Source organism: Shewanella sp. (assembly GCF_048265805.1).
GTDB lineage: Bacteria > Pseudomonadota > Gammaproteobacteria > Enterobacterales > Shewanellaceae > Shewanella.
On the sequence record NZ_JBLXAT010000024.1, the window covers coordinates 31,428 to 50,668 of the forward strand.

The window sequence follows — 19,241 nt, forward strand, 5'->3', positions numbered from 1 at the left end:
CATGATGACATAAATGACTACTAATAAAAAAGCTCCCGTAGGAGCCTTTTTGAATTGCAATAAGTTATCGACTAAAGCGCCGTACGACCTCTAGCAAATTATTAGCGATCTGTTGTAGCCCATCAATACGTTGTGACGCATCACCAGCATTTTGTTGGCTGCTGAAAGCTAGCGATGAAATGTTGCTGATCTGGCGATTAATATCTTCAGACACATGTGCTTGCTCTTCTACGGCTGAGGCCATTTGAGTCGACATTTCAGAGATATTAGCCAGCTCAGTAGAGATACCAATCAACAACTGCTCACTCTGTTTCACGCGATCTAGGCCAAGCTCTGCGCCGCCTTGCCCCTGCTCCGCAACAATAACCGCTTTCGATGCTCTGTCGCCCAACTCTTTGATGATCTCATGGATCTCTTTAGTTGATTCTTGCGTACGGCTAGCCAACGAACGTACTTCGTCAGCCACTACGGCGAAACCGCGACCTTGCTCACCGGCACGTGCGGCCTCGATGGCCGCATTAAGCGCCAACAGGTTCGTCTGCTCCGCAATTTGCTGAATCATCTGGGCAACAGTTGCGATTTTATCTGTCTGCTCAGACACACTCGCCACTGAGCGACTGATATCATCAACTGTGCCGCGCAACTGAGTAATTGCATCACTGGTAGCCCCTGCGACGCTTTTCACTTCATCAGCAAGTTGGGTAGATTTGGTCACCCGCGCGGAAGTTTCCGTGACGTGCTGCGATACTTCGTTGATCGTAGTAGTCATCTGATTCATCGCTGTCGCGACTTGCTCGGTTTCATGATGCTGAGACTCAAGCTGTTGTTGCGACGCTTTAGTTAACTCAACAGACGATTTGGTTTCCTTCACCATCGTTGACGCAGCATGTTCGATGCGGGTAAGCACAGTATTCAGATGAGAACGCTCACTCAGAATTGCCACCTTAATGGTACCAAGCATATTACGATCATCCGTAAAGCTCTGTACCGCAAGCGGGTCTTGGAAACTCCCTTGTAGTAAATCCAATAGTTCTCGATACACTTTCCGTTTAACTTGTGAACTCCACACAGCGTAAATGACAAATACTGCAATCAAAAATTCTTCCGATAACGTTTTGTAACCAATAAAAAATAGCCCAGCGCAAATTAGAATAGCGAGGCTAATGAAGATGTTTTCTGGGCTGACAATTCGAGACTTTTTCAACGAACCACCATTGTTCAGCGAGGCATACAGTTTGCTACAGCGCTCGACGTCAGCGCGTTCTGGTACTACACGCACCGACTGATATCCCACCACCTTGCCGTTTTCTGTCATCGGGGTAACGTAGGCATTGACCCAATAAAAATCGCCATTTTTACAGCGATTTTTTACAACCCCCATCCATGGTTTACCCGCTTTCAAATAACTCCACATATTGCGGAAAGCTTCTGGGGGCATATCAGGGTGACGAACGAGGTTATGAGGCTGACCTATCAGTTCTTCTCTGGTGTAGCCGCTGATATTCACAAAGGCGTCATTACAATCAAGGATTATCCCTTCAGCATTTGTAACTGAGATAAGCTTCTCTTCAGCCTTAAAGGTCCGTTCTCGATCCGTGACCGGTAAGTTTTTTCGCATAATGTTGGTCCATGCAAGCCAATAATTATTGGGTAACAACTCTATCCAGCGGTTTAATTATTGGTGATCTTTATCAAGTTTCAAATTTTTAACCCAAAAATTTAACATGTTGTATTTAAAGCAAACGACTCATGAGAAAAAGTAAATGTTTCCATATCACGTAACGCCGGCAAAAAGCACAGCAAGGCAAGGACTGAAACACTATAAATAGTTGGCGAGGCATGCATAGCCTCTCAGGAAGAGTAGACCCTTGGAATAATCGTGCAGCCGTTGACATTACATATTCCGAAGCTTTGCGAACAAACTGTTGCGCCTTCCCTAGCCTATTCCGTTGAATACCCAACAGATTTTAGATAACCATCATTATATATGGATATAACATATATAATGTGCTTTACGCAAATATTAGCAGCAGCTAAACATAATGAGCAGGCAATAAAAAAGGGACCCTAGGGTCCCCTTCTTACAACTCTTGGCACTAATAAATTAGTTAGCCAGAGCTTCTTTTGCTTTTTCAACTAAAGTTGCAAATACAACTTTGTCGAATACTGCGATATCAGCCAGGATCTTACGGTCGATCTCGATAGAGGCTTTCTTCAGACCGTTGATGAAACGGCTGTAAGACAGACCATTTTGACGAGATGCCGCGTTGATACGTGCAATCCACAGTTGACGGAATTGACGTTTTTTCTGGCGACGGTCACGGTAAGCATACTGACCAGCTTTGATTACTGCTTGTACCGCTACACGATAAGTACGTGAACGAGCACCGTAATAACCTTTAGCAAGCTTAAGAACTTTCTTGTGACGAGCACGTGCAGTTACACCACGCTTAACTCTTGGCATTTTTCAATCTCCTATTAAGCGTATGGTAGTTGGCGTGCAATTGCTGGCACGTCAGACTTGGCAACTAGACACTTAGCACGCAGATGACGCTTACGCTTAGTGCTTTTCTTGGTCAGGATGTGACGCAGGTGAGCTTGTTTACGTTTGAAACCATTAGCGGTTTTCTTAAAACGTTTAGCCACACCGCGGTCAGTTTTCATTTTTGGCATTACAAAAACTCCGCATTGGGATAATTAATAAAACGCAAGGCGAATCGCGGAACATATAAATATGACCCGCGAATTACTTTTGGAGCCTTACTATTTCTTCTTAGGAGCAAGAACCATAACTGCCTGACGTCCTTCCATTTTTGGGAATGACTCAACAACAGCCAGTTCTTCCAAGTCAGCTTTGATACGGTTCAAAAGTTCCATACCAAGCCCTTGATGAGCCAGCTCACGGCCACGGAAACGCAGCGTTACTTTCGCTTTGTCGCCGTCTTCAAGGAAACGAATCAGGTTGCGTAGTTTTACCTGATAGTCGTTTTCATCGGTTCCGGGACGGAATTTAACTTCCTTCACCTGAACTTGTTTTTGCTTTTTCTTCTGTTCTTTTTGGGCCTTAGCCTTGTCGAACAGGAATTTACCGTAGTCCATGATACGGCATACAGGCGGCTCAGCGTTTGGGCTGATTTCAACCAAATCCAACCCTGCTTCATCAGCAGCTTCTTGGGCTTGACGAATACCCACAACACCTACTGGTTCACCGTCGGCACCGACTAGACGTACTTGTGACAGACCGGTTATTTCATCGTTAATTCTATTAGCGGCCGCCTGACGGCCTGATGTCTTCTTGATCTTTATGACCTATTCCTCCATCAATTCAAGACTACGGAGCGCAATTCTTTGTTTAACTAATGATGTAAAATCATCAACTGGCATTTTGCCTAAATCCACTCCGTCCCTGGTACGCACCGCTACTTCACGGTTTTCGACTTCTTGGTCACCAACGACCAGAAGGAATGGAACCCGCTTCAGCGTGTGCTCGCGTATTTTAAAGCCTATTTTTTCATTCCTCAAGTCCGTAACAGCTCTAATTCCCTGAAGTTGGAACGAATTGACGATCTCTTCAGCGTAATCATGCTGTTTATCAGTGATATTCATCACTACAACTTGAGTTGGCGCCAACCAAGCTGGGAACTTACCGGCATACTCTTCAATCAGAATACCGATAAACCGTTCCAGTGACCCAAGAATCGCGCGGTGAATCATCACTGGCACTTGGCGAGTGTTGTCTTCAGCGACGTAGGTAGCACCTAAACGACCTGGTAAAGCGTAATCGAGCTGCACAGTACCACATTGCCATGCACGATCTAAACAGTCGTGCAAAGTAAATTCGATTTTCGGGCCATAAAATGCGCCTTCCCCCGGCAGAATTTCATATTCGATGCCGTTATTGGTCAGAGCTTCTTTCAATGCACCTTCTGCACGATCCCACATTGCATCGTCGCCGATACGTTTTTCTGGGCGAGTAGAAAGCTTCACGACTATGTTTTCAAAGCCGAATGTTGAATAAGTATCGTACACCATTTTGATGCAGCTACTCACTTCAGCTTGCACTTGCTCTTCAGTACAGAAGATGTGCGCATCGTCTTGAGTAAAGCCACGTACACGCATCAGGCCGTGTAATGCACCAGATGGCTCATTACGGTGGCAGCTACCAAATTCAGCCATACGCAGTGGTAAGTCACGATAAGATTTCAACCCTTGGTTGAAGATCTGCACATGGCCCGGGCAGTTCATTGGTTTAATTGCGTATTCGCGGTTTTCACTTTGGGTGGTAAACATGGCTTCAGCATATTTATCCCAGTGGCCAGAGCGCTCCCACAGTACACGGTCCATCATGAATGGGCCCTTAACTTCTTGGTAGCTGTACTCTTTCAGCTTGCGACGGATGAAATGTTCCAGTTCAAGGAAAATACTCCAACCATCGTTATGCCAGAACACCATACCTGGTGCTTCTTCTTGCATATGATACAAGTCAAGCTGCTTACCAATTTTACGGTGGTCACGCTTAGCTGCTTCTTCCAGACGAGTCAGGTGCGCTTTAAGGGCTTTTTTATCACCCCATGCAGTACCATAGATACGTTGCAGCATCTTGTTGTCTGAGTTACCACGCCAGTAGGCGCCAGCAACGTTCATCAGTTTAAAGAACTGACAAAACCGCATGTTAGGCACATGAGGACCACGACACATGTCGATATATTCTTGGTGATGATACAGCGCAGGCGTAGCGTCTTTGCTGATGTTTTCATCGAGAATCGCCATTTTGTATGGTTCACCACGCTGTTCAAACGTGTCACGCGCTTCTTGCCAACTAACGACTTTTTTCACTACGTCGTATTGGGTCTTCGCCAATTCCATCATGCGCGTTTCAAGCTTTTCGATATCGTCTTCGGTCAGCTTGTGGTCTAAATCCACATCGTAATAGAAACCGTTATCGATCACCGGACCGATAGCCATTTTGGTTTCTGGCCACAATTGTTTGATGGCATGACCTAGCAAGTGAGCGCATGAGTGGCGCGCAATTTCCAGACCTTCTTGATCTTTAATGGTAATAATCGCTAATTCAGCGTCTTCGGTGATCAGATCGCAAGCATCTTTCAATTCACCATTTACGCGACCTGCGATACAGGCTTTGGCTAAACCTGGGCCAATATCGGCAGCGACATCAAGAGTGGAAACTGCTTGAGCAAATTCACGTTTGCTCCCGTCAGGGAGAGTAATAACAGGCATGAGAAATCCTTAATCCAGTGGTGACCCACACGTAGGGCCACTTGGTCATCATGTTAGAAAAAATGAGTTTTTCAGCTGTTGCGCCATCACCATACAGGGGCGATGTTAACCGCAATCAGTGAGCGGTGAATTTTACGGTAGTCAGTGTAAAGATAGCAACCTTGGTGATGGTTAAATTCACTTTAAAATCGGTAGGTAAGCCTTTCGCCCACGTAGTTAGCTATAAATAAGCTGCATGTACGCTCTAGCCTGTCGTCTATAGCAACTATACTGAATAAGTAATCGGTGATTTAGGAGGCGAACCATGAAACGCCAAACCATCTGTTGCCCTTACTGCGGCCACCACCAAACTGTTGAGATTGATACTAGCATGGGCGATCAAGAGTTTTATGACGATTGTCGTATCTGTTGCAATCCCATTCATGTGCGCATGCAGATAGACCATCAGCATCAACGGATCAAACTGCACGTTGATACTGATGATGAGCAGTACTACTAAGCTAAGGTCAGCCCATTAGTAAGACGTTGTGACAATACCCGCTCCACCGTATCGACGATGGTTTGCGTTTGGCTGTCTATTTCAAGATTTAACCAATCACCGATGCGGTATGACGCTAAATTGGTCAGCCGTAAAGTTTCGGGGATTAGATGCAACCAGAAACGATGACCTTCGACATTGCCGATGGTCAGACTGCAGCCGTTCACGCCAATAAATCCTTTGTAGAAAATATACTTCTGCCACTGCGGCGCAAATTCCAGCTGCAGATTGTAGTGGTTTTGAGTGTTATCAACGGCAACCACTTTAGCTTGGGTATGAACGTGTCCCGACAAAATGTGACCGCCAATCTCCTTACCAAAGGTCAGTGAACGCTCTACGTTAACTTTATCGCCAATATTTAACGTGGCGAGATTGGTAAGGTTTAATGTTTCTTCCATCACATCGAAAAACACCCTATCATCCGCAGCGGCAGTTACCGTGAGGCAAACGCCGTTATTTGCCACACTGGCACCTATCTCTAGTCCAGCTGACATAGTTGGCGGCATAGCGATGCCAAGTGTATAAAGTCCCGGCTTCTTCTCAATGCTTAAGACTTCGCAATCTGCCTGCACAATACCTGTAAACATATTTCACTCGCTCTTGGATACAACATGGAACACGCTGGTTTTCACGCGAAACGGATCCTACAACTGGCCATGCCAGTGTTGGTTGCTCAAGTCACCCAAACCATGATGGGTTTTATCGATACCGTTATGGCTGGCCGCGTTAGCGCCACCGATATGGCAGCGGTTGCTGTCGGTACCAGTATTTGGTTACCAGCTATCTTATTCTTCCAAGGATTATTAATGGCAATTACGCCGTTAATGTCCCACCACCATGGTGCCAATGAATCATGTAAAATTGGCCCTTTGGCGAATCAAGCTATATATATTGCCATATTTGGCGGCGTGATCGTTATGGCGCTACTGCATTTCTCCAATCTATTGATAGCCCATATGTCACTGGAACCTAAGCTGGAGCTTATCTCGACGCAATATATCAGCGCTGTGCTGTGGGGCGCGCCAGGCTTTTTACTCTATCAAGTGTTGCGTAGCTGCGGTGAAGGTATCTCTTATACCCTGCCTGCGATGGTGATAGGTTTTATTGGGCTTGCGGTGAATATTCCAGCTAACTTGATTTTTATTCATGGCTACTACGGCATGCCAGCGATGGGCGGCGCAGGCTGCGGGGTCGCGACTGCCATTGTGTTATGGGCGATGCTTTTCTCAATGCTATTGTACATCCGATGGCATAAACGCTTTGCAGTTATCGAATTTTTTCATCGCTTTCACAAGCCAGACTTTGCGATTATTTGGGGCGTTATTAAGCTCGGTTTCCCTGTTGCACTCGCGCTATTTTTCGAGGTCAGCCTGTTTGCCATTATCGCATTATTACTCGCGCCACTGGGCGCAGACGTTGTCGCCAGCCACCAAATAGCGCTCAATTTTTCCTCCATTGTATTTATGGTGCCCTTGTCTATTGGTGTCGCGGTATCGATTCGAGTGGGCTACTACTTGGGGCGCAACCAAGCAAACCACAGTGCGCTAGTTGCAAACGTCGGGTTAAAAATTGGTTTGGCACTGTCATTTTTCACCGCGGTGCTGACGGTATTGTTCCGTGAAGATATTGCGGCGCTGTACAACAAGTCACCGGTAGTGATTGAGTTAGCCTCAGGCTTGATGCTCTTGGCTGCGGTATATCAGCTGTCTGATTCTATTCAAGTGATCTCTGCTGGCGCATTGCGCGGGTTTAAAGACACCAAAAGCGCCTTCTATATTACGCTAGTGGCCTACTGGTTTATTGGCATGCCGATCGGTTATGTACTAGCGCGCACTGACTATATTGTGCCAGCCATCGGTGCTTATGGTTTCTGGACGGGGCTGATTGCCGGTCTTACCTCTGCTGCAATTATGTTTGCAGTGAGATTACAAGTGATAAAACGCCGAGCATTGGCACAGCATCATGCGGTTTAAGTCTATTAAATTGCGGTAAAAACCATTGAGTTGACTAGCAATTCACCATTCGACGCATTTTTTGAGATTTTCACTTGCCAGCATGTACGAGACAACTTTAATATAGCGCTCGTTCCTGCTGGCAGCGTCAACAGGAAGCAAATTAAGCAGTACACCCGTAGCTCAGCTGGTTAGAGCACTACCTTGACATGGTAGGGGTCGGTGGTTCGAGTCCACTCGGGTGTACCAAACATCATAAAATTAACGCGTTAACGTTTTTTCAATCTCACCCAAACGCCCTATTCTGACCATTATCATAAATTTTTAAAAATTGTTTATTTTTTAATCAAAATATGGCGACTCATATCACAATGGTCACAAACAGCCACAAATGTGACCATGTTGTGACCATCAAATAAATCATCACTACTTTTGCAAGATGGCGTTTAACGTCATAACACAACTGATATTCATAATTTTTAAACAGCGCAAAAAACACAACTTCCGCTTATTAGTAACTATTAACATGCATAAATCGCGTTTTTACCCGCAGTTTTGAACTGTTTTCATATAATCTACATCAGTCAGCGAGCATTCAATACTTATGCACTTAATAGTGCATATGTAGTCAAGAATTCGTTTCTTAGTTGCTCAGTAGTCGTCGAGTTCAGAAGTGTTCTTGTAGTTGCATCAAATCCGACCTAACTGGTGCTCTATTGCATAAATTGCATCAGCGATATCACTAAAGTGCTTTCCTGCAAAATAACCGCTTACATCTAGGCACTCAACATTTACGGAATAAGGAACGTAGATGCATTGGCAAGTCCGGCCCTGGTAGAGGGCATAAGCTTGGCCCTGGTAGAGGGCATAAGCTTGCTGCTGACAGTAGATTTCCATCAGAATTGTACACTATCCATGTGCATGTCTTCCTATTACAGTTTTGTACAGTAGTACCTGCAACTCCTTAGCAATAGACTGGCACATGTGTAGTAAGCGATTCTGCCGTGACGTAACTTACTTTGGGGCAATCCCAATCCATCCAGTACACAATTATCACTTTGGTTGTAAAATTGTTTGGACATCTCGAAAATTGGACATTTAGATTCTTTGTTTAAGCATCTCAATATGACGCTTGGGAGATGCCCCAAATTGCCTGCTAAATTCCCGGCTAAATTGCGATGGACTTTCATAACCAACTCTAAAAGCAGCATTAGCAGCGTCTAAATGTTCATTGAGCATCAGCCGTTTCGCCTCATTCAATCGCAACCATTTTTGATACTGCAAAGGGCTCATGTTGGTGAGTAATCGAAAATGATGATGTAGCGTTGTCGTACTCATTTGCGCGTACGAAGCCAGGTCTTCTATCTTCAATGGATGAGAATAGTGGCTTCTTAGCCACTCAACGGCTTTTACAATCCGGTTACTTTGACTGCCGACAGAAGCAATTTGCCAAAGCCGATCGGCCAAGTCACTCGTCAACAAGCGATAATGGATCTCTCTGATGATAAGTGGTGCAAGTGTAGAAATAGCTTCAGGCTCATCCAGTAGCGTAATCAGACGATAGAATGGTTCAATTAATGAGGGAGTCACCTTGCCTAATGCAGTACTTTCGGAAGCTCGATGTCGTGGAGCCGGAATGCCAGTTTGCGTAATAATTTCCGCCATCACCCGTAAGTCCAGCCTTAGCATAAAACCAAGAGAGGGTTCGTCATGGGATGCTTCAAGTACCTGTGAACTCGCCGGCAAATCAAGCGAATTAAGCAGAAAGTGCTCAGTATCGTAAACATATGATTGTTCTCCAACTAACAGCTGTTTAGTTCCCTGAACAACAAATAAAACGCTGGGTTCAACAGTACAGTCACAAGCTTCAGTAATTTCTTCTCGTCTAAAAAAGAACAAACCTTCTACGGCGGTGGTGCAGTTTTCTGTTCCAATTGTCCATCGGCCAATGCTATGTACTAAATCTGAGTACATCTCCTCAAGCGTCTTAAGGGCTCGGTATTGAGGTATCTGTTGCTTCATGGACACTTTCCTAATAATGAAATTGACTAGAATGGTAAAACATTATTCCAAAATCCGTAGAATTAGGCAATAAAACGGCAGGATTTGCATACCATAAACATCATGCAAGTGATGAAAATACATCTACCTCATTCAGATTAACAAAGGTGTGATGATGAAAATAAATGCCTATGGTGCTTATGCAGGGGATAAACCTCTGGAACCAATGCAAATCATTCGTCGTGAAACTGGCGAACACGATGTCCAAATCGATATTGCCTACTGTGGGATTTGTCATTCTGATCTCCACCAAGTGCGTGCTGAATGGGCAGGCACTCAATTCCCTTGTGTTCCCGGTCATGAAATCGTTGGTCGAGTCGCTGCGGTTGGGGCTCATGTAAAAGGTTTTAAGGAAGGTGATTTAGTCGGTATCGGTTGCATTGTTGACAGTTGTAAACATTGTGAAGAGTGTGAGTCTGACTTAGAAAACTATTGTGACGGCATGATTGGCACCTACAATTTTCCAACTCCAGATGCACCGGGCTGGACTCAAGGTGGCTACTCACAAAAAATCGTCGTACATGAACGGTATGTGCTACGCATTAAACATCCAGAAGAACAACTTGCGGCAGTCGCCCCATTGCTGTGTGCGGGTATTACGACCTATTCACCGCTTCGCCATTGGAATGCTGGACCAGGTAAAAAGGTCGGGATTGTCGGTATAGGTGGTTTGGGTCACATGGGTGTCAAACTCGCGCATGCGATGGGAGCTCATGTAGTTGCCTTTACTACCTCAGATGCCAAACGCGACGCAGCCAAAGCGTTGGGTGCAGATGTAGTTGTTGTTTCCCGTAATGCAGATGAAATGGCCGCCCATGCCAAAAGCTTTGATTTAATTGTTAATACGGTAGCAGCCCCTCATGAGCTAAATGACTACCTTGCATTACTCAAACGCGACGGAACATTAACCTTGGTGGGCGCGCCTGCTACACCACATCCATCACCAGAAGTGTTCAACCTTATTTTTAAACGCCGTTCTCTGGCGGGCTCCATGATTGGCGGCATCACAGAAACACAGGAAATGCTCGATTTTTGTGCGGAACACGGCATTGTTTCGGACATAGAACTCATACGCGCAGATGAAATCAACCATGCGTATGAGCGCTTACTTAAAGGTGACGTGAAGTATCGCTTTGTGATCGACAACGCGACGCTCTCGGCTTAAGAAATCAGTGCATCATCCCTAAAGGGCACAGTGAAATATTATTGGACATTAAGAGTAATATCATGAAAACACATAACCACGCTCACCAGTTGAGCAGTTATCAAAACGAACACAATGAAAGCCGCCGTAACGCCCTCAAAATGACCGGTGCGACAATTGCGGCATTAGCGGTGGCAGCGGTTGGTTCTTCACCTGCTAATGCGCAGTCAGCAGAGCCGTTACAACTTATTGATGACGGTAAGTTGTGGGATAAAACATTTCCCCAAAGTAACAAAGTCGAACATTCTAAAATCACTTTCAGAAATCGTTACGGCATTACCTTGGTTGGCGATCTCTATCAACCTAAAAATGCAAAAGGCAAACTTGCAGCCATTGCGGTAAGTGGTCCTTTCGGTGCCGTAAAAGAGCAGTCTTCAGGTCTTTATGCACAAACGATGGCTGAGCGTGGTTTTGTCACTTTGGCGTTTGATCCTTCTTACACAGGTGAAAGTGGTGGCGAGCCACGCAATGTTGCATCTCCTGATATCAACACCGAAGATTTCAGTGCCGCTGTCGATGCTCTGGGCCTGCAACCTAATGTTGACCGTGAACGTATTGGTATCATCGGTATATGTGGCTGGGGGGGGATGGCCTTAAACGCTGCGGCAATCGACAAACGTATTAAAGCTGTGGTTGCTAGCACCATGTATGACATGACCCGAGTGATGTCTAAAGGGTACAACGATAGTGTTACCTTAGCGCAACGCACAGAAATGCTAGAACAACTAGGACAGCAACGTTGGAAAGATGCTGATAAAGGGCAACCAAACTACGGCCCAGTGATGAATCAACTCAAAGGTGGTGAACCTCAGTTCCTTGTTGATTATCACGATTATTATCGTACGCCTCGCGGCTTCCACCCACGGTCGGTCAATTCTAATGGTTCATGGACAATGACGACACCGTTGTCATTTATGAATATGCCGATTTTGACCTATATTGCAGAGATTTCACCACGTCCAGCTTTGCTTATTCATGGTGAAAAAGCGCATTCTCGCTACTTTAGTGAAACGGCATATGCTGCCGCCGCAGAACCCAAAGAACTGATGATCATCCCAGGGGCTGTGCACACGGATTTATATGATCGCGTAGATATCATTCCGTTTGACAAGTTGACTGAGTTTTTCAGTACTCATCTGGCATAACGATTAACACAGCGTCGTTTATCCACAATGAGAATATTTCTTAAATATACACTGTTTGTCTCGATGCTGGTCTGGGGTTCGCTACAGACTGCATCTGGGCAAGGAACAGAGCCGAGTACTGGGAGTGAAACATCTCCCAGTACTGCCTCACAAGGTACGAAAATTTTAATCACCACCGGCTCAAATCATCTTGTTGCAATGATGGATGACAATCCAACTGCTCGCGATTTTGTGTCAATGTTGCCATTAACCGTCACCCTGAGGGATTTCAGCCCAGCCGAAAAGGTCAGTGATGGACTGTCCAAACGTCTGTCGAAATATGGTGCGCCAGCGTCTGGGATGGGGATGACGGGTGACATCGCATATTATTCCCCATGGGGCAACCTTGCTTTTTACCGAGGACAAGGACCTGATGCCGCCGGTGTCATCAAAATTGCCAAGATTATTTCCGGTATTGAAATACTTAATCAATCGGGGACAGTTCGCGCAACCATAACCCTCTCAGAAAAATCGGATGAATAACATGGTGATATCCTTTCAGGCGTAGTTACGCTTTTCATTTTGAGGCGTAGGGACGAATAAACCTTACATCCCTCTTCTTTAATCTCAGCCTTCCTTAATCTCAGCAAGTTTGCGTACTCAATATGTGTTAGTGCCAATACAACAAGACTTAAACGATGTGGATTTTAGAAAGCGCTTTATTGTGAGTTTTTGAGTTTCCTGGAGTATGACATGAGTATTTCACTGCGAAGTCCCGCAGATAGTCACCAATTTTGGTCTGCCGTTTTTGCTATGTCTCTGGCAGCTTTCGCACTAGTAGCCTCTGAATTTATGCCCGTAAGTTTACTTACGCCAATTGCGACAGACCTCGGCATTAGTGAAGGACAAGCTGGGCAGGCAATATCCATTTCTGGTGCGTTTGCCTTACTCACCAGTCTCTTTATCGCAACGATATCCGAAAAGATTGAACGTAAAGTTCTGCTGCTGTCATTAACACTGTTAATGATTGCATCAGGTACAATCGTCACACTTGCGCCTAACTATCTAGTGCTAATGATTGGTCGCGCATTTATTGGTATCGCAATCGGTGGCTTCTGGTCATTATCTGCTGCGACAGCAATGCAATTAGTGGCCTCGGTGCATGTACCCCGAGCATTGGCAATATTAAATGGTGGAAACGCATTGGCCTCCGTGCTCGCAGCGCCGATAGGCAGTTTCCTTGGAGGCATTATTGGCTGGCGAGGCGCCTTCTTTTGTGTTGTTCCCGTAGCAGCTATCGCGTTAGTTTGGATGCTAACAAGTCTTCCCCAAATGCCCCAAAACGATAAATCTAGTAAGGTTAGTGTTTTAAAATTAATTAAATCTCCAGCCATCGCGGTTGGTATGTTGGCGGTTAGCGTATTTTTTATGGGACAATTCACCTTGTTCACCTATTTACGCCCTTTCTTGGAAACCGTCACCAAAGTCAATGTTTCAACATTATCCTTGATGTTATTTATCATTGGAGCAGCAGGTTTTATCGGTACGATTTTTATTGGCAGATTCATTAATAAAGGTATCTATCAAACATTAGCCACTATTCCCGCATTGATGGCAATTATCGCAATAGTGTTGATTCTATCCGGTGAGTCATTAGTGAGTACTACTCTGTTATTAGGGCTATGGGGCTTATTTGCGACAGCGGCACCAGTTGGTTGGTGGACTTGGATGGCAAAATCATTACCGAATAATGCGGAGGCTGGCGGAGGTCTAATGGTTGCACTCATCCAGCTTTCTATTACTCTTGGCGCTACAGTTGGGGGCGTATTGTTTGATAGTAATGGGTATCAAGTAACATTCGGGACAAGTGCTATTTTGCTTCTATTGGCATCTGGACTAGCAATATTTACCGCCATACTTACGAAAAACAGTAAAGGTTAAAATGAAATTCATGATGACCTCCTTTAAATTTTGCTAAGGCAGAAATAAATGTCTGAATGAATCGCCACCATTACACTAGGGATGGTGCGATTAGGTCATAACATGTAAAACAAGATGGTAGTAACATCATGAAATACATTATTTTTTATTAACCACCAGACTGTCATGCGGACTTGATCGCATGTTCCCTAGTGGGATTGTTCAACATTACAGGGGGTATAGTCAGTTCCAAAAATCTTGCCTTTCTCTGTAATAAAAAATAACCACCAATATTTTTTTTCAGATTCATGAATCTGATTCATGACGTTATTCATATATTCCCTCTTTTAAAGCATTATATTTTATGTGCTTAATAATGAGGAATGCTACCAAACTATCCCGAGCGGCCTATAAAATTTACTGTTCAATCAATGAAATTGAGGGCTAATGATTGAGAATTTTTGTCTCTGTCAGGGAAATCAACAAAAGTTAAAAGGGAGAATCTGATGGGGAATAACATTTCAAGACGCAACTTTATTCAAAGTAGTGCGGCAGCGATTGGCACAGTAGCGCTCACCCAAAATGTGTTGGCAGATGTCCTTGAAAATGGGGACACCGTTGCCGGACAAGGCGCGACTCCAAAAGTTTTTTTCACCAAAGATATCAGTGAAGATGGAATTTTGCGTGTTTATCAGGCGATGATGAACAATGATAAGTTACCAGGTAACGTCGCAGTAAAACTACATTCCGGGGAACCAGGTGGTCATCATTATCCTTCACCTAAGCTCATCCAAAAGTTAGTGAAATCTGTAAATGGCACTATTGTCGAATGCAATACGGCCTACCCAGGTAAACGGCAGGATGCTGCTAGTCATCTACAAGTGATGCACGACCATGGTTTTGCCGCAATCGCTCCAGTTGACATAATGGATGCAAATGGGTCTGTTGCCCTAAAATGCCCCAAAGGCAGTATCAATATCAGCGACAATTATGTAGGCCAAAATTTCAAAAACTATGATTCTTTTTTGCTGTTCTCCCACTTTAAGGGGCACGCCATGGGCGGCTTTGGGGGGGCACTGAAAAATATGTCAATTGGGATCGCATCAGCTGAAGGTAAAATGTGGATCCATACTGCAGGAACCACGCACAGCCTAGCCGATTTTGGCATGGCATTTAAAACTGAGCAGGACAAGTTTTTAGAATCTATGGCTGAAGCTGCAGGTTCAGTTATGCACACTCTCGGACCTAAGAAACTTGCCTACGTAAACCTGATGAACAATCTATCGGTTGATTGTGACTGTGATAGCAGTCCCGCGGCGCCGGAAATGGCTGATATCGGTGTGCTTGCGTCGCTCGACCCCGTAGCGTTAGACCGTGCCTGTGTTGACCTTATTTACCAAGCAGACAAGCAACATAGCGCAGCACTACGTGAACGCATTGAATCCCGCCACGGTACTCATACGTTAATTCATGCAGCCAAACTAAACCTTGGTAGCCTCAATTATGAATTAGTCAACGTTTGAACTAATTCACGTCACGTTTTGTTAAACAAAGGGGAAGCATCCAATCGGTCGTTTCCTCTTAATTTAATTTGAGCAAACCCTATGCACCTTCATCTCGATTTAACAGGGGGGCTTGCCGGCGACATGTTTGTGGCTGCGATGCTAGATACCTTTCCTGAATTGCAACAACCACTGCAATCGATGCTGCAACCATTGGCACTCGAAAACAACTTTACCGTAGATATCGGTCGAGGCACGAATAAAGGTATTGCGGGTACCAAATTTAAAGTGCATCTCAGTGAGACATCCGAAAAATTCAAATCCTCGGTGCATGTTGTTGAACCACATCCTCATTATCACTGGCACGACATTCGCGAAATGTTGCAACAGAGTCCGTTAAGTGACGAAGTAAAAGTAATTGCGATTGGAATATTCAATAAATTAGCCAAGGCAGAGGCACACATTCATGGCGTAAACGTTGAAGATGTGGCTTTTCACGAAGTTGGTGCTTGGGATTGTATTGCCGACATTGTCTCAGCTGCGTGGTTAATCAATACAGTCAATGCCGATAGCTGGTCAATGTCACCAATTCCCATAGGCGGCGGCTCAGTTCAGTGTGCTCATGGCATTATCCCGATCCCGGCTCCTGCGACACTTGAGTTACTGAAAGGCTTTGAAGTGATTAACGATGGTGACGGGGGGGAACGGGTAACTCCGACTGGCGCGGCGATTCTTGCCTGGCTATCTCCTACGCAAATCATGGCAAGTGGCAAAATTCATGCTTGTGGCTATGGTCTTGGCACACGATTACTCCGCAATCGCCCCAATATTTTAAGAGTAACAGCACTTACAAATTCCCAGCGCCTTAAACATGAACAAATCGTGGCTATCCAATGTGATATTGATGATATGAGCGGAGAACTACTAGCCCTTGCGAGGGAGTCGTTGCGATCAACAAATGGCGTGCTAGAAGTCTCTGAAAGTGTGTCTCATGGGAAAAAACACCGTTTCATCAGTACCCTCACCTTACTTTGCCAACCATCTGCCGTTGTAGATGTAGTCACAGCAATATTTAATCAAACGTCGACCTTGGGGGTTTGTTATTGGTTTTGCGAACGCCTTAGTCTTAAAAGGGAATTATTTGAAGTGGATGGTTACCCAGTAAAAGTTGTACGGCGTCCAGACGGAACACTGACGGCGAAAATTGAGGCAGATGCGCTGCTAGGTTATGACAGTTTTTCCCAACGACAACAGCTAAAACGAACCATTGAACAACAAGCGGAGGCTGACGATGAACACCGATAGTAAAATCAATCAGCTAGCTGATATTTTATCGTCAATGAAACAAGTTACTGTTGCTGTCAGTGGCGGAGTAGACAGTATGACTTTGGCATATTTCGCACATCAAGTATTAGGAACAAACGCCATGATGGTACATGCTATTTCTCCAGCAGTACCGCCGACAGACAGCCAACGGGTTTCCGAATACGCTCACGAACAGGGGTGGCACTACCGTACCGTAGAAGCTGGGGAGATAGCCCGTGAGGAATATCTGAATAATCCCGTTAATCGCTGCTATTTTTGTAAAAGTTGCCTCTATAGTACGTTAGCTTCGTTGGGGTCAGGACAGCTTATTTCAGGCACTAACATGGATGACCTAGGTGATTATCGGCCAGGACTTATCGCCGCCAAAGAGCACCATGTACGGCATCCTTACGTTGAAGCCGACATTAATAAGGCTACCGTCCGCGCTATTGCCAAGAATTTAGGGTTAGACTCTTTAGCGATGCTTCCTGCATCCCCTTGCCTTGCTAGCAGAGTAGAAACAGGCACGGTGATAAATCCTGCGCAACTAACGCTAATCAATCATATCGAGCTAATGGTTCGACAAAAAATAGACACAGATAACATTCGCTGTCGTTTATCATCGCACTGTTTGGAAATTCAACTTGATCAGTCAACGCTGTCCCGTTTGTCCGAGGAGCAGAAAGAGATTTTGCGTACAGCAGCTCGTCTAATGGCTTCAGTGGCCGGTCTGCAATTTCCCATAACTATCGCACCATACCGCCGCGGCAGTGCCTTTTTAAGGAATTCATAATGGGCGATATTATACTCGACTTCGAACGAGAGACCCGTTGTGGCGTTGATGAAGCTATCTTCTGTGAAAGTAAGACGCCGGAGCAGATTACGCAAATTATTGAGATGGTCATTCAAGCAGAAAAGCGAGCGTTATTGACCCGCCTAATTCCTGAGAAGTGGGATGCATTGCCGTCAAATGTTCGTCAGCAACTTTGTTACGATGAGTTCGGATGGACAGCCACGCTGGGTGCATCGTCTATGCTGGATACACAGGCCACCGTTGCCGTTGTTTCTGGTGGCGCATCTGATAACCGAGTCTGCAATGAAATTGTCACTACCCTTAACTACCACGGTTTTGGCTGTAGTCGATATGAAGACGTTGGGGTTGCAGCATTATGGCGCTTGAATAATCGCTTAGACGATATCAAAAAGGCGGATATCGTCATCGCTGTTGCCGGAATGGAAGCCGCATTACCCACAATACTCTGTGGACTCATCTCCAATCCTATCATTGCCGTACCAACATCCGTCGGATATGGTGTCGCAGCTGGTGGGAAATTAGCACTACATGCATTATTGGGAAGTTGCGCGGCAGGGATTACTGTCGTGAACATAGATAATGGTTTTGGCGCAGCCTGCGCCGCTGTACGAATGATGAAAATGGCTAATCAACATAGAATAGGTTAATTGAGGTTCTAGCCATCGTTGAAAATTTTTATCATGAATGACATGGCCACGGCTGTGGCCATGTTAATGAGATACAACTCTACTAATTGCTGCTCAGCGGCCCATAGAAGAATGACGCAGTTGCGCCGCCATCAATCAAAAAATCCGCCCCTGTAATAAACGCGCCTTGGTGACTCATCAATAGTTCTGCCAAATTGGCAATTTCATCGGCTGTACCAGGCCGCCCTGCCGGACATTTGGCAAACATGTTTTTGTAGAAATCACCGCGAGGGCCATTGAACTCATCAATTGCAAGCGGTGTGACTACAATCCCAGGAGAGATAGAGTTAATGCGCGCACCACGTTCGCCCCATTTCACTGCCTCAGCCATAACTCTTTTCACGTTACAACGTTTGGCCATTTGATAAGCGTGCAAGGTGTCATTGATGTTATTGGGTTGAAGTACATCCAATTTAAGCAACTCTTCAGTCGGTGTCAGCGCTAATTGCGCATCCACTTCTGCAGTAAGGGCTGGCATACGGTGACCGGATTGGCTAGATATCGTCACGCCTACCCCGCCTGACTTAATAACTTTCCCGACCTCTTCTAACAAAACAGCAGTGCCATACAAATCCACCTGCAGAATGACGTCAATCGGTGCTTGGCTTGGCGAAACACCAGCAGAGTTAATCAATGCACTAATTTCACCGTACTGCAGTGCTTCCTTAACTAAATTGATAATGGATTCCCGAGACGCCAAATCCACTTCAACCGCTGAGGCATCAAAGCCCGCCTCGGTCATAATTTGAGCTATTGCATTAGCGTTCGCCATGTTTTTATCAGCCACAATCAGCTTGTTACCATAGCTAATGCGGCGTGCGATCGCCATACCAATTTGACCTGCGCCAGTCAAAATCACGACATCTTGCTTACTCATAATAAGTTACCTGTTTTATC

The 19,241-nt window shown here is 45.3% G+C and carries 18 protein-coding genes and 1 tRNA gene; 11 read left to right on the plus strand and 8 right to left on the minus strand.

The window, feature by feature from the left end:
* Positions 1-64: 64 nt before the first annotated feature.
* The 5 genes from ACN0TT_RS15620 to thrS all read right to left on the minus strand — a co-directional run bounded on the left by ACN0TT_RS15620 (position 65) and on the right by thrS (position 5,238).
* Positions 65-1,618: a PAS domain-containing methyl-accepting chemotaxis protein gene (locus tag ACN0TT_RS15620; RefSeq protein ID WP_417763078.1), complete on the minus strand. Its 1,554-nt coding sequence runs from the start codon at positions 1,616-1,618 to the stop codon at positions 65-67.
* A 486-nt stretch (positions 1,619-2,104) separates the two neighbouring features.
* Positions 2,105-2,464 carry a 50S ribosomal protein L20 gene (rplT, locus tag ACN0TT_RS15625; RefSeq protein WP_037439620.1) on the minus strand — a complete coding sequence of 120 codons (360 nt, stop codon included), beginning with the start codon at positions 2,462-2,464 and terminating at the stop codon, positions 2,105-2,107.
* Positions 2,465-2,478: 14 nt separating this feature from the next.
* Complete coding sequence (gene rpmI, locus ACN0TT_RS15630) at positions 2,479-2,673, minus strand: 50S ribosomal protein L35 (protein WP_238897358.1); 195 nt, start codon at positions 2,671-2,673, stop codon at positions 2,479-2,481.
* A 90-nt stretch (positions 2,674-2,763) separates the two neighbouring features.
* Positions 2,764-3,306, minus strand: a complete 543-nt coding sequence (gene infC / locus ACN0TT_RS15635) for a translation initiation factor IF-3 (protein WP_417763104.1) — start codon at positions 3,304-3,306, stop codon at positions 2,764-2,766.
* Between the two features lie 3 nt (positions 3,307-3,309).
* A complete protein-coding gene (gene thrS / locus ACN0TT_RS15640; protein ID WP_417763079.1) occupies positions 3,310-5,238 on the minus strand; it encodes a threonine--tRNA ligase in 1,929 nt (642 codons plus the stop codon).
* Positions 5,239-5,542: 304 nt separating this feature from the next.
* Here thrS and ACN0TT_RS15645 point away from each other — a divergent pair, with 304 nt between their 5' ends.
* The gene (locus ACN0TT_RS15645; protein ID WP_417763080.1) at positions 5,543-5,737 is read left to right on the plus strand and encodes a CPXCG motif-containing cysteine-rich protein; all 195 of its coding nucleotides are present in this window, start codon (positions 5,543-5,545) and stop codon (positions 5,735-5,737) included.
* Here ACN0TT_RS15645 and ACN0TT_RS15650 read toward each other — a convergent pair.
* Positions 5,734-6,363: a riboflavin synthase subunit alpha gene (locus ACN0TT_RS15650; RefSeq protein WP_417763081.1), complete on the minus strand. Its 630-nt coding sequence runs from the start codon at positions 6,361-6,363 to the stop codon at positions 5,734-5,736. The genes ACN0TT_RS15645 and ACN0TT_RS15650 overlap by 4 nt on opposite strands.
* Positions 6,364-6,387: 24 nt before the next feature.
* On the opposite strand from ACN0TT_RS15650, the gene ACN0TT_RS15655 reads away from it, so the two are divergent.
* Together ACN0TT_RS15655 and ACN0TT_RS15660 are read left to right on the plus strand one after the other, a co-directional pair.
* Positions 6,388-7,749, plus strand: coding sequence for an MATE family efflux transporter (locus tag ACN0TT_RS15655; protein WP_417763082.1), 1,362 nt, complete (start codon positions 6,388-6,390; stop codon positions 7,747-7,749).
* 151 nt (positions 7,750-7,900) lie between these two features.
* Positions 7,901-7,977, plus strand: a tRNA-Val gene (locus ACN0TT_RS15660).
* Positions 7,978-8,826: 849 nt separating this feature from the next.
* On the opposite strand, the gene ACN0TT_RS15665 is transcribed toward ACN0TT_RS15660, so the two are convergent.
* Positions 8,827-9,750 (minus strand): AraC family transcriptional regulator N-terminal domain-containing protein, encoded by a 924-nt coding sequence (locus ACN0TT_RS15665; protein ID WP_417763083.1) that lies wholly within the window; start codon positions 9,748-9,750, stop codon positions 8,827-8,829.
* A 154-nt stretch (positions 9,751-9,904) separates the two neighbouring features.
* Here ACN0TT_RS15665 and ACN0TT_RS15670 point away from each other — a divergent pair, with 154 nt between their 5' ends.
* The 8 genes from ACN0TT_RS15670 (at position 9,905) to larB (ending at position 18,305) form a co-directional block, all read left to right on the plus strand.
* A complete protein-coding gene (locus tag ACN0TT_RS15670) occupies positions 9,905-10,954 on the plus strand; it encodes an NAD(P)-dependent alcohol dehydrogenase (RefSeq protein ID WP_417763084.1) in 1,050 nt (349 codons plus the stop codon).
* A gap of 62 nt (positions 10,955-11,016) precedes the next feature.
* A complete protein-coding gene (locus ACN0TT_RS15675) occupies positions 11,017-12,138 on the plus strand; it encodes an alpha/beta hydrolase (protein WP_417763085.1) in 1,122 nt (373 codons plus the stop codon).
* Between the two features lie 27 nt (positions 12,139-12,165).
* On the plus strand, positions 12,166-12,660 hold the full coding sequence (locus ACN0TT_RS15680; protein WP_417763086.1) for a cyclophilin-like fold protein: 495 nt from the start codon (positions 12,166-12,168) through the stop codon (positions 12,658-12,660).
* 210 nt (positions 12,661-12,870) lie between these two features.
* On the plus strand, positions 12,871-14,058 hold the full coding sequence (locus tag ACN0TT_RS15685; RefSeq protein ID WP_417763087.1) for an MFS transporter: 1,188 nt from the start codon (positions 12,871-12,873) through the stop codon (positions 14,056-14,058).
* Between the two features lie 485 nt (positions 14,059-14,543).
* Entirely contained in the window at positions 14,544-15,560 is a 1,017-nt protein-coding gene (locus ACN0TT_RS15690) for a DUF362 domain-containing protein (protein ID WP_417763088.1), read from the plus strand.
* Between the two features lie 81 nt (positions 15,561-15,641).
* The gene (locus ACN0TT_RS15695; RefSeq protein WP_417763089.1) at positions 15,642-16,844 is read left to right on the plus strand and encodes a LarC family nickel insertion protein; all 1,203 of its coding nucleotides are present in this window, start codon (positions 15,642-15,644) and stop codon (positions 16,842-16,844) included.
* Positions 16,831-17,637: a hypothetical protein gene (locus tag ACN0TT_RS15700; protein WP_417763090.1), complete on the plus strand. Its 807-nt coding sequence runs from the start codon at positions 16,831-16,833 to the stop codon at positions 17,635-17,637. Before ACN0TT_RS15695 ends, ACN0TT_RS15700 begins: the two co-directional genes overlap by 14 nt.
* The gene (larB, locus tag ACN0TT_RS15705) at positions 17,637-18,305 is read left to right on the plus strand and encodes a nickel pincer cofactor biosynthesis protein LarB (protein WP_417763091.1); all 669 of its coding nucleotides are present in this window, start codon (positions 17,637-17,639) and stop codon (positions 18,303-18,305) included. Before ACN0TT_RS15700 ends, larB begins: the two co-directional genes overlap by 1 nt.
* Before the next feature lie 82 nt (positions 18,306-18,387).
* Here the strand turns inward: larB and ACN0TT_RS15710 are convergent, their stop codons facing one another.
* Positions 18,388-19,221 (minus strand): SDR family oxidoreductase, encoded by an 834-nt coding sequence (locus tag ACN0TT_RS15710; RefSeq protein WP_417763092.1) that lies wholly within the window; start codon positions 19,219-19,221, stop codon positions 18,388-18,390.
* Between the last annotated feature and the right edge of the window lie 20 nt (positions 19,222-19,241).

What these genes read in the sequence shown, in the direction of transcription:
- ACN0TT_RS15620 (WP_417763078.1), bottom strand. Translation starts at nt 1,618, where the DNA reads ATGCGAAAAAACTTACCGGTCACGGATCGAGAACGGACCTTTAAGGCT.
- rplT (WP_037439620.1), bottom strand. Translation starts at nt 2,464, where the DNA reads ATGCCAAGAGTTAAGCGTGGTGTAACTGCACGTGCTCGTCACAAGAAA.
- rpmI (WP_238897358.1), bottom strand. Translation starts at nt 2,673, where the DNA reads ATGCCAAAAATGAAAACTGACCGCGGTGTGGCTAAACGTTTTAAGAAA.
- thrS (WP_417763079.1), bottom strand. Translation starts at nt 5,238, where the DNA reads ATGCCTGTTATTACTCTCCCTGACGGGAGCAAACGTGAATTTGCTCAA.
- ACN0TT_RS15645 (WP_417763080.1), top strand. Translation starts at nt 5,543, where the DNA reads ATGAAACGCCAAACCATCTGTTGCCCTTACTGCGGCCACCACCAAACT.
- ACN0TT_RS15650 (WP_417763081.1), bottom strand. Translation starts at nt 6,363, where the DNA reads ATGTTTACAGGTATTGTGCAGGCAGATTGCGAAGTCTTAAGCATTGAG.
- ACN0TT_RS15655 (WP_417763082.1), top strand. Translation starts at nt 6,388, where the DNA reads ATGGAACACGCTGGTTTTCACGCGAAACGGATCCTACAACTGGCCATG.
- ACN0TT_RS15665 (WP_417763083.1), bottom strand. Translation starts at nt 9,750, where the DNA reads ATGAAGCAACAGATACCTCAATACCGAGCCCTTAAGACGCTTGAGGAG.
- ACN0TT_RS15670 (WP_417763084.1), top strand. Translation starts at nt 9,905, where the DNA reads ATGAAAATAAATGCCTATGGTGCTTATGCAGGGGATAAACCTCTGGAA.
- ACN0TT_RS15675 (WP_417763085.1), top strand. Translation starts at nt 11,017, where the DNA reads ATGAAAACACATAACCACGCTCACCAGTTGAGCAGTTATCAAAACGAA.
- ACN0TT_RS15680 (WP_417763086.1), top strand. Translation starts at nt 12,166, where the DNA reads ATGAGAATATTTCTTAAATATACACTGTTTGTCTCGATGCTGGTCTGG.
- ACN0TT_RS15685 (WP_417763087.1), top strand. Translation starts at nt 12,871, where the DNA reads ATGAGTATTTCACTGCGAAGTCCCGCAGATAGTCACCAATTTTGGTCT.
- ACN0TT_RS15690 (WP_417763088.1), top strand. Translation starts at nt 14,544, where the DNA reads ATGGGGAATAACATTTCAAGACGCAACTTTATTCAAAGTAGTGCGGCA.
- ACN0TT_RS15695 (WP_417763089.1), top strand. Translation starts at nt 15,642, where the DNA reads ATGCACCTTCATCTCGATTTAACAGGGGGGCTTGCCGGCGACATGTTT.
- ACN0TT_RS15700 (WP_417763090.1), top strand. Translation starts at nt 16,831, where the DNA reads ATGAACACCGATAGTAAAATCAATCAGCTAGCTGATATTTTATCGTCA.
- larB (WP_417763091.1), top strand. Translation starts at nt 17,637, where the DNA reads ATGGGCGATATTATACTCGACTTCGAACGAGAGACCCGTTGTGGCGTT.
- ACN0TT_RS15710 (WP_417763092.1), bottom strand. Translation starts at nt 19,221, where the DNA reads ATGAGTAAGCAAGATGTCGTGATTTTGACTGGCGCAGGTCAAATTGGT.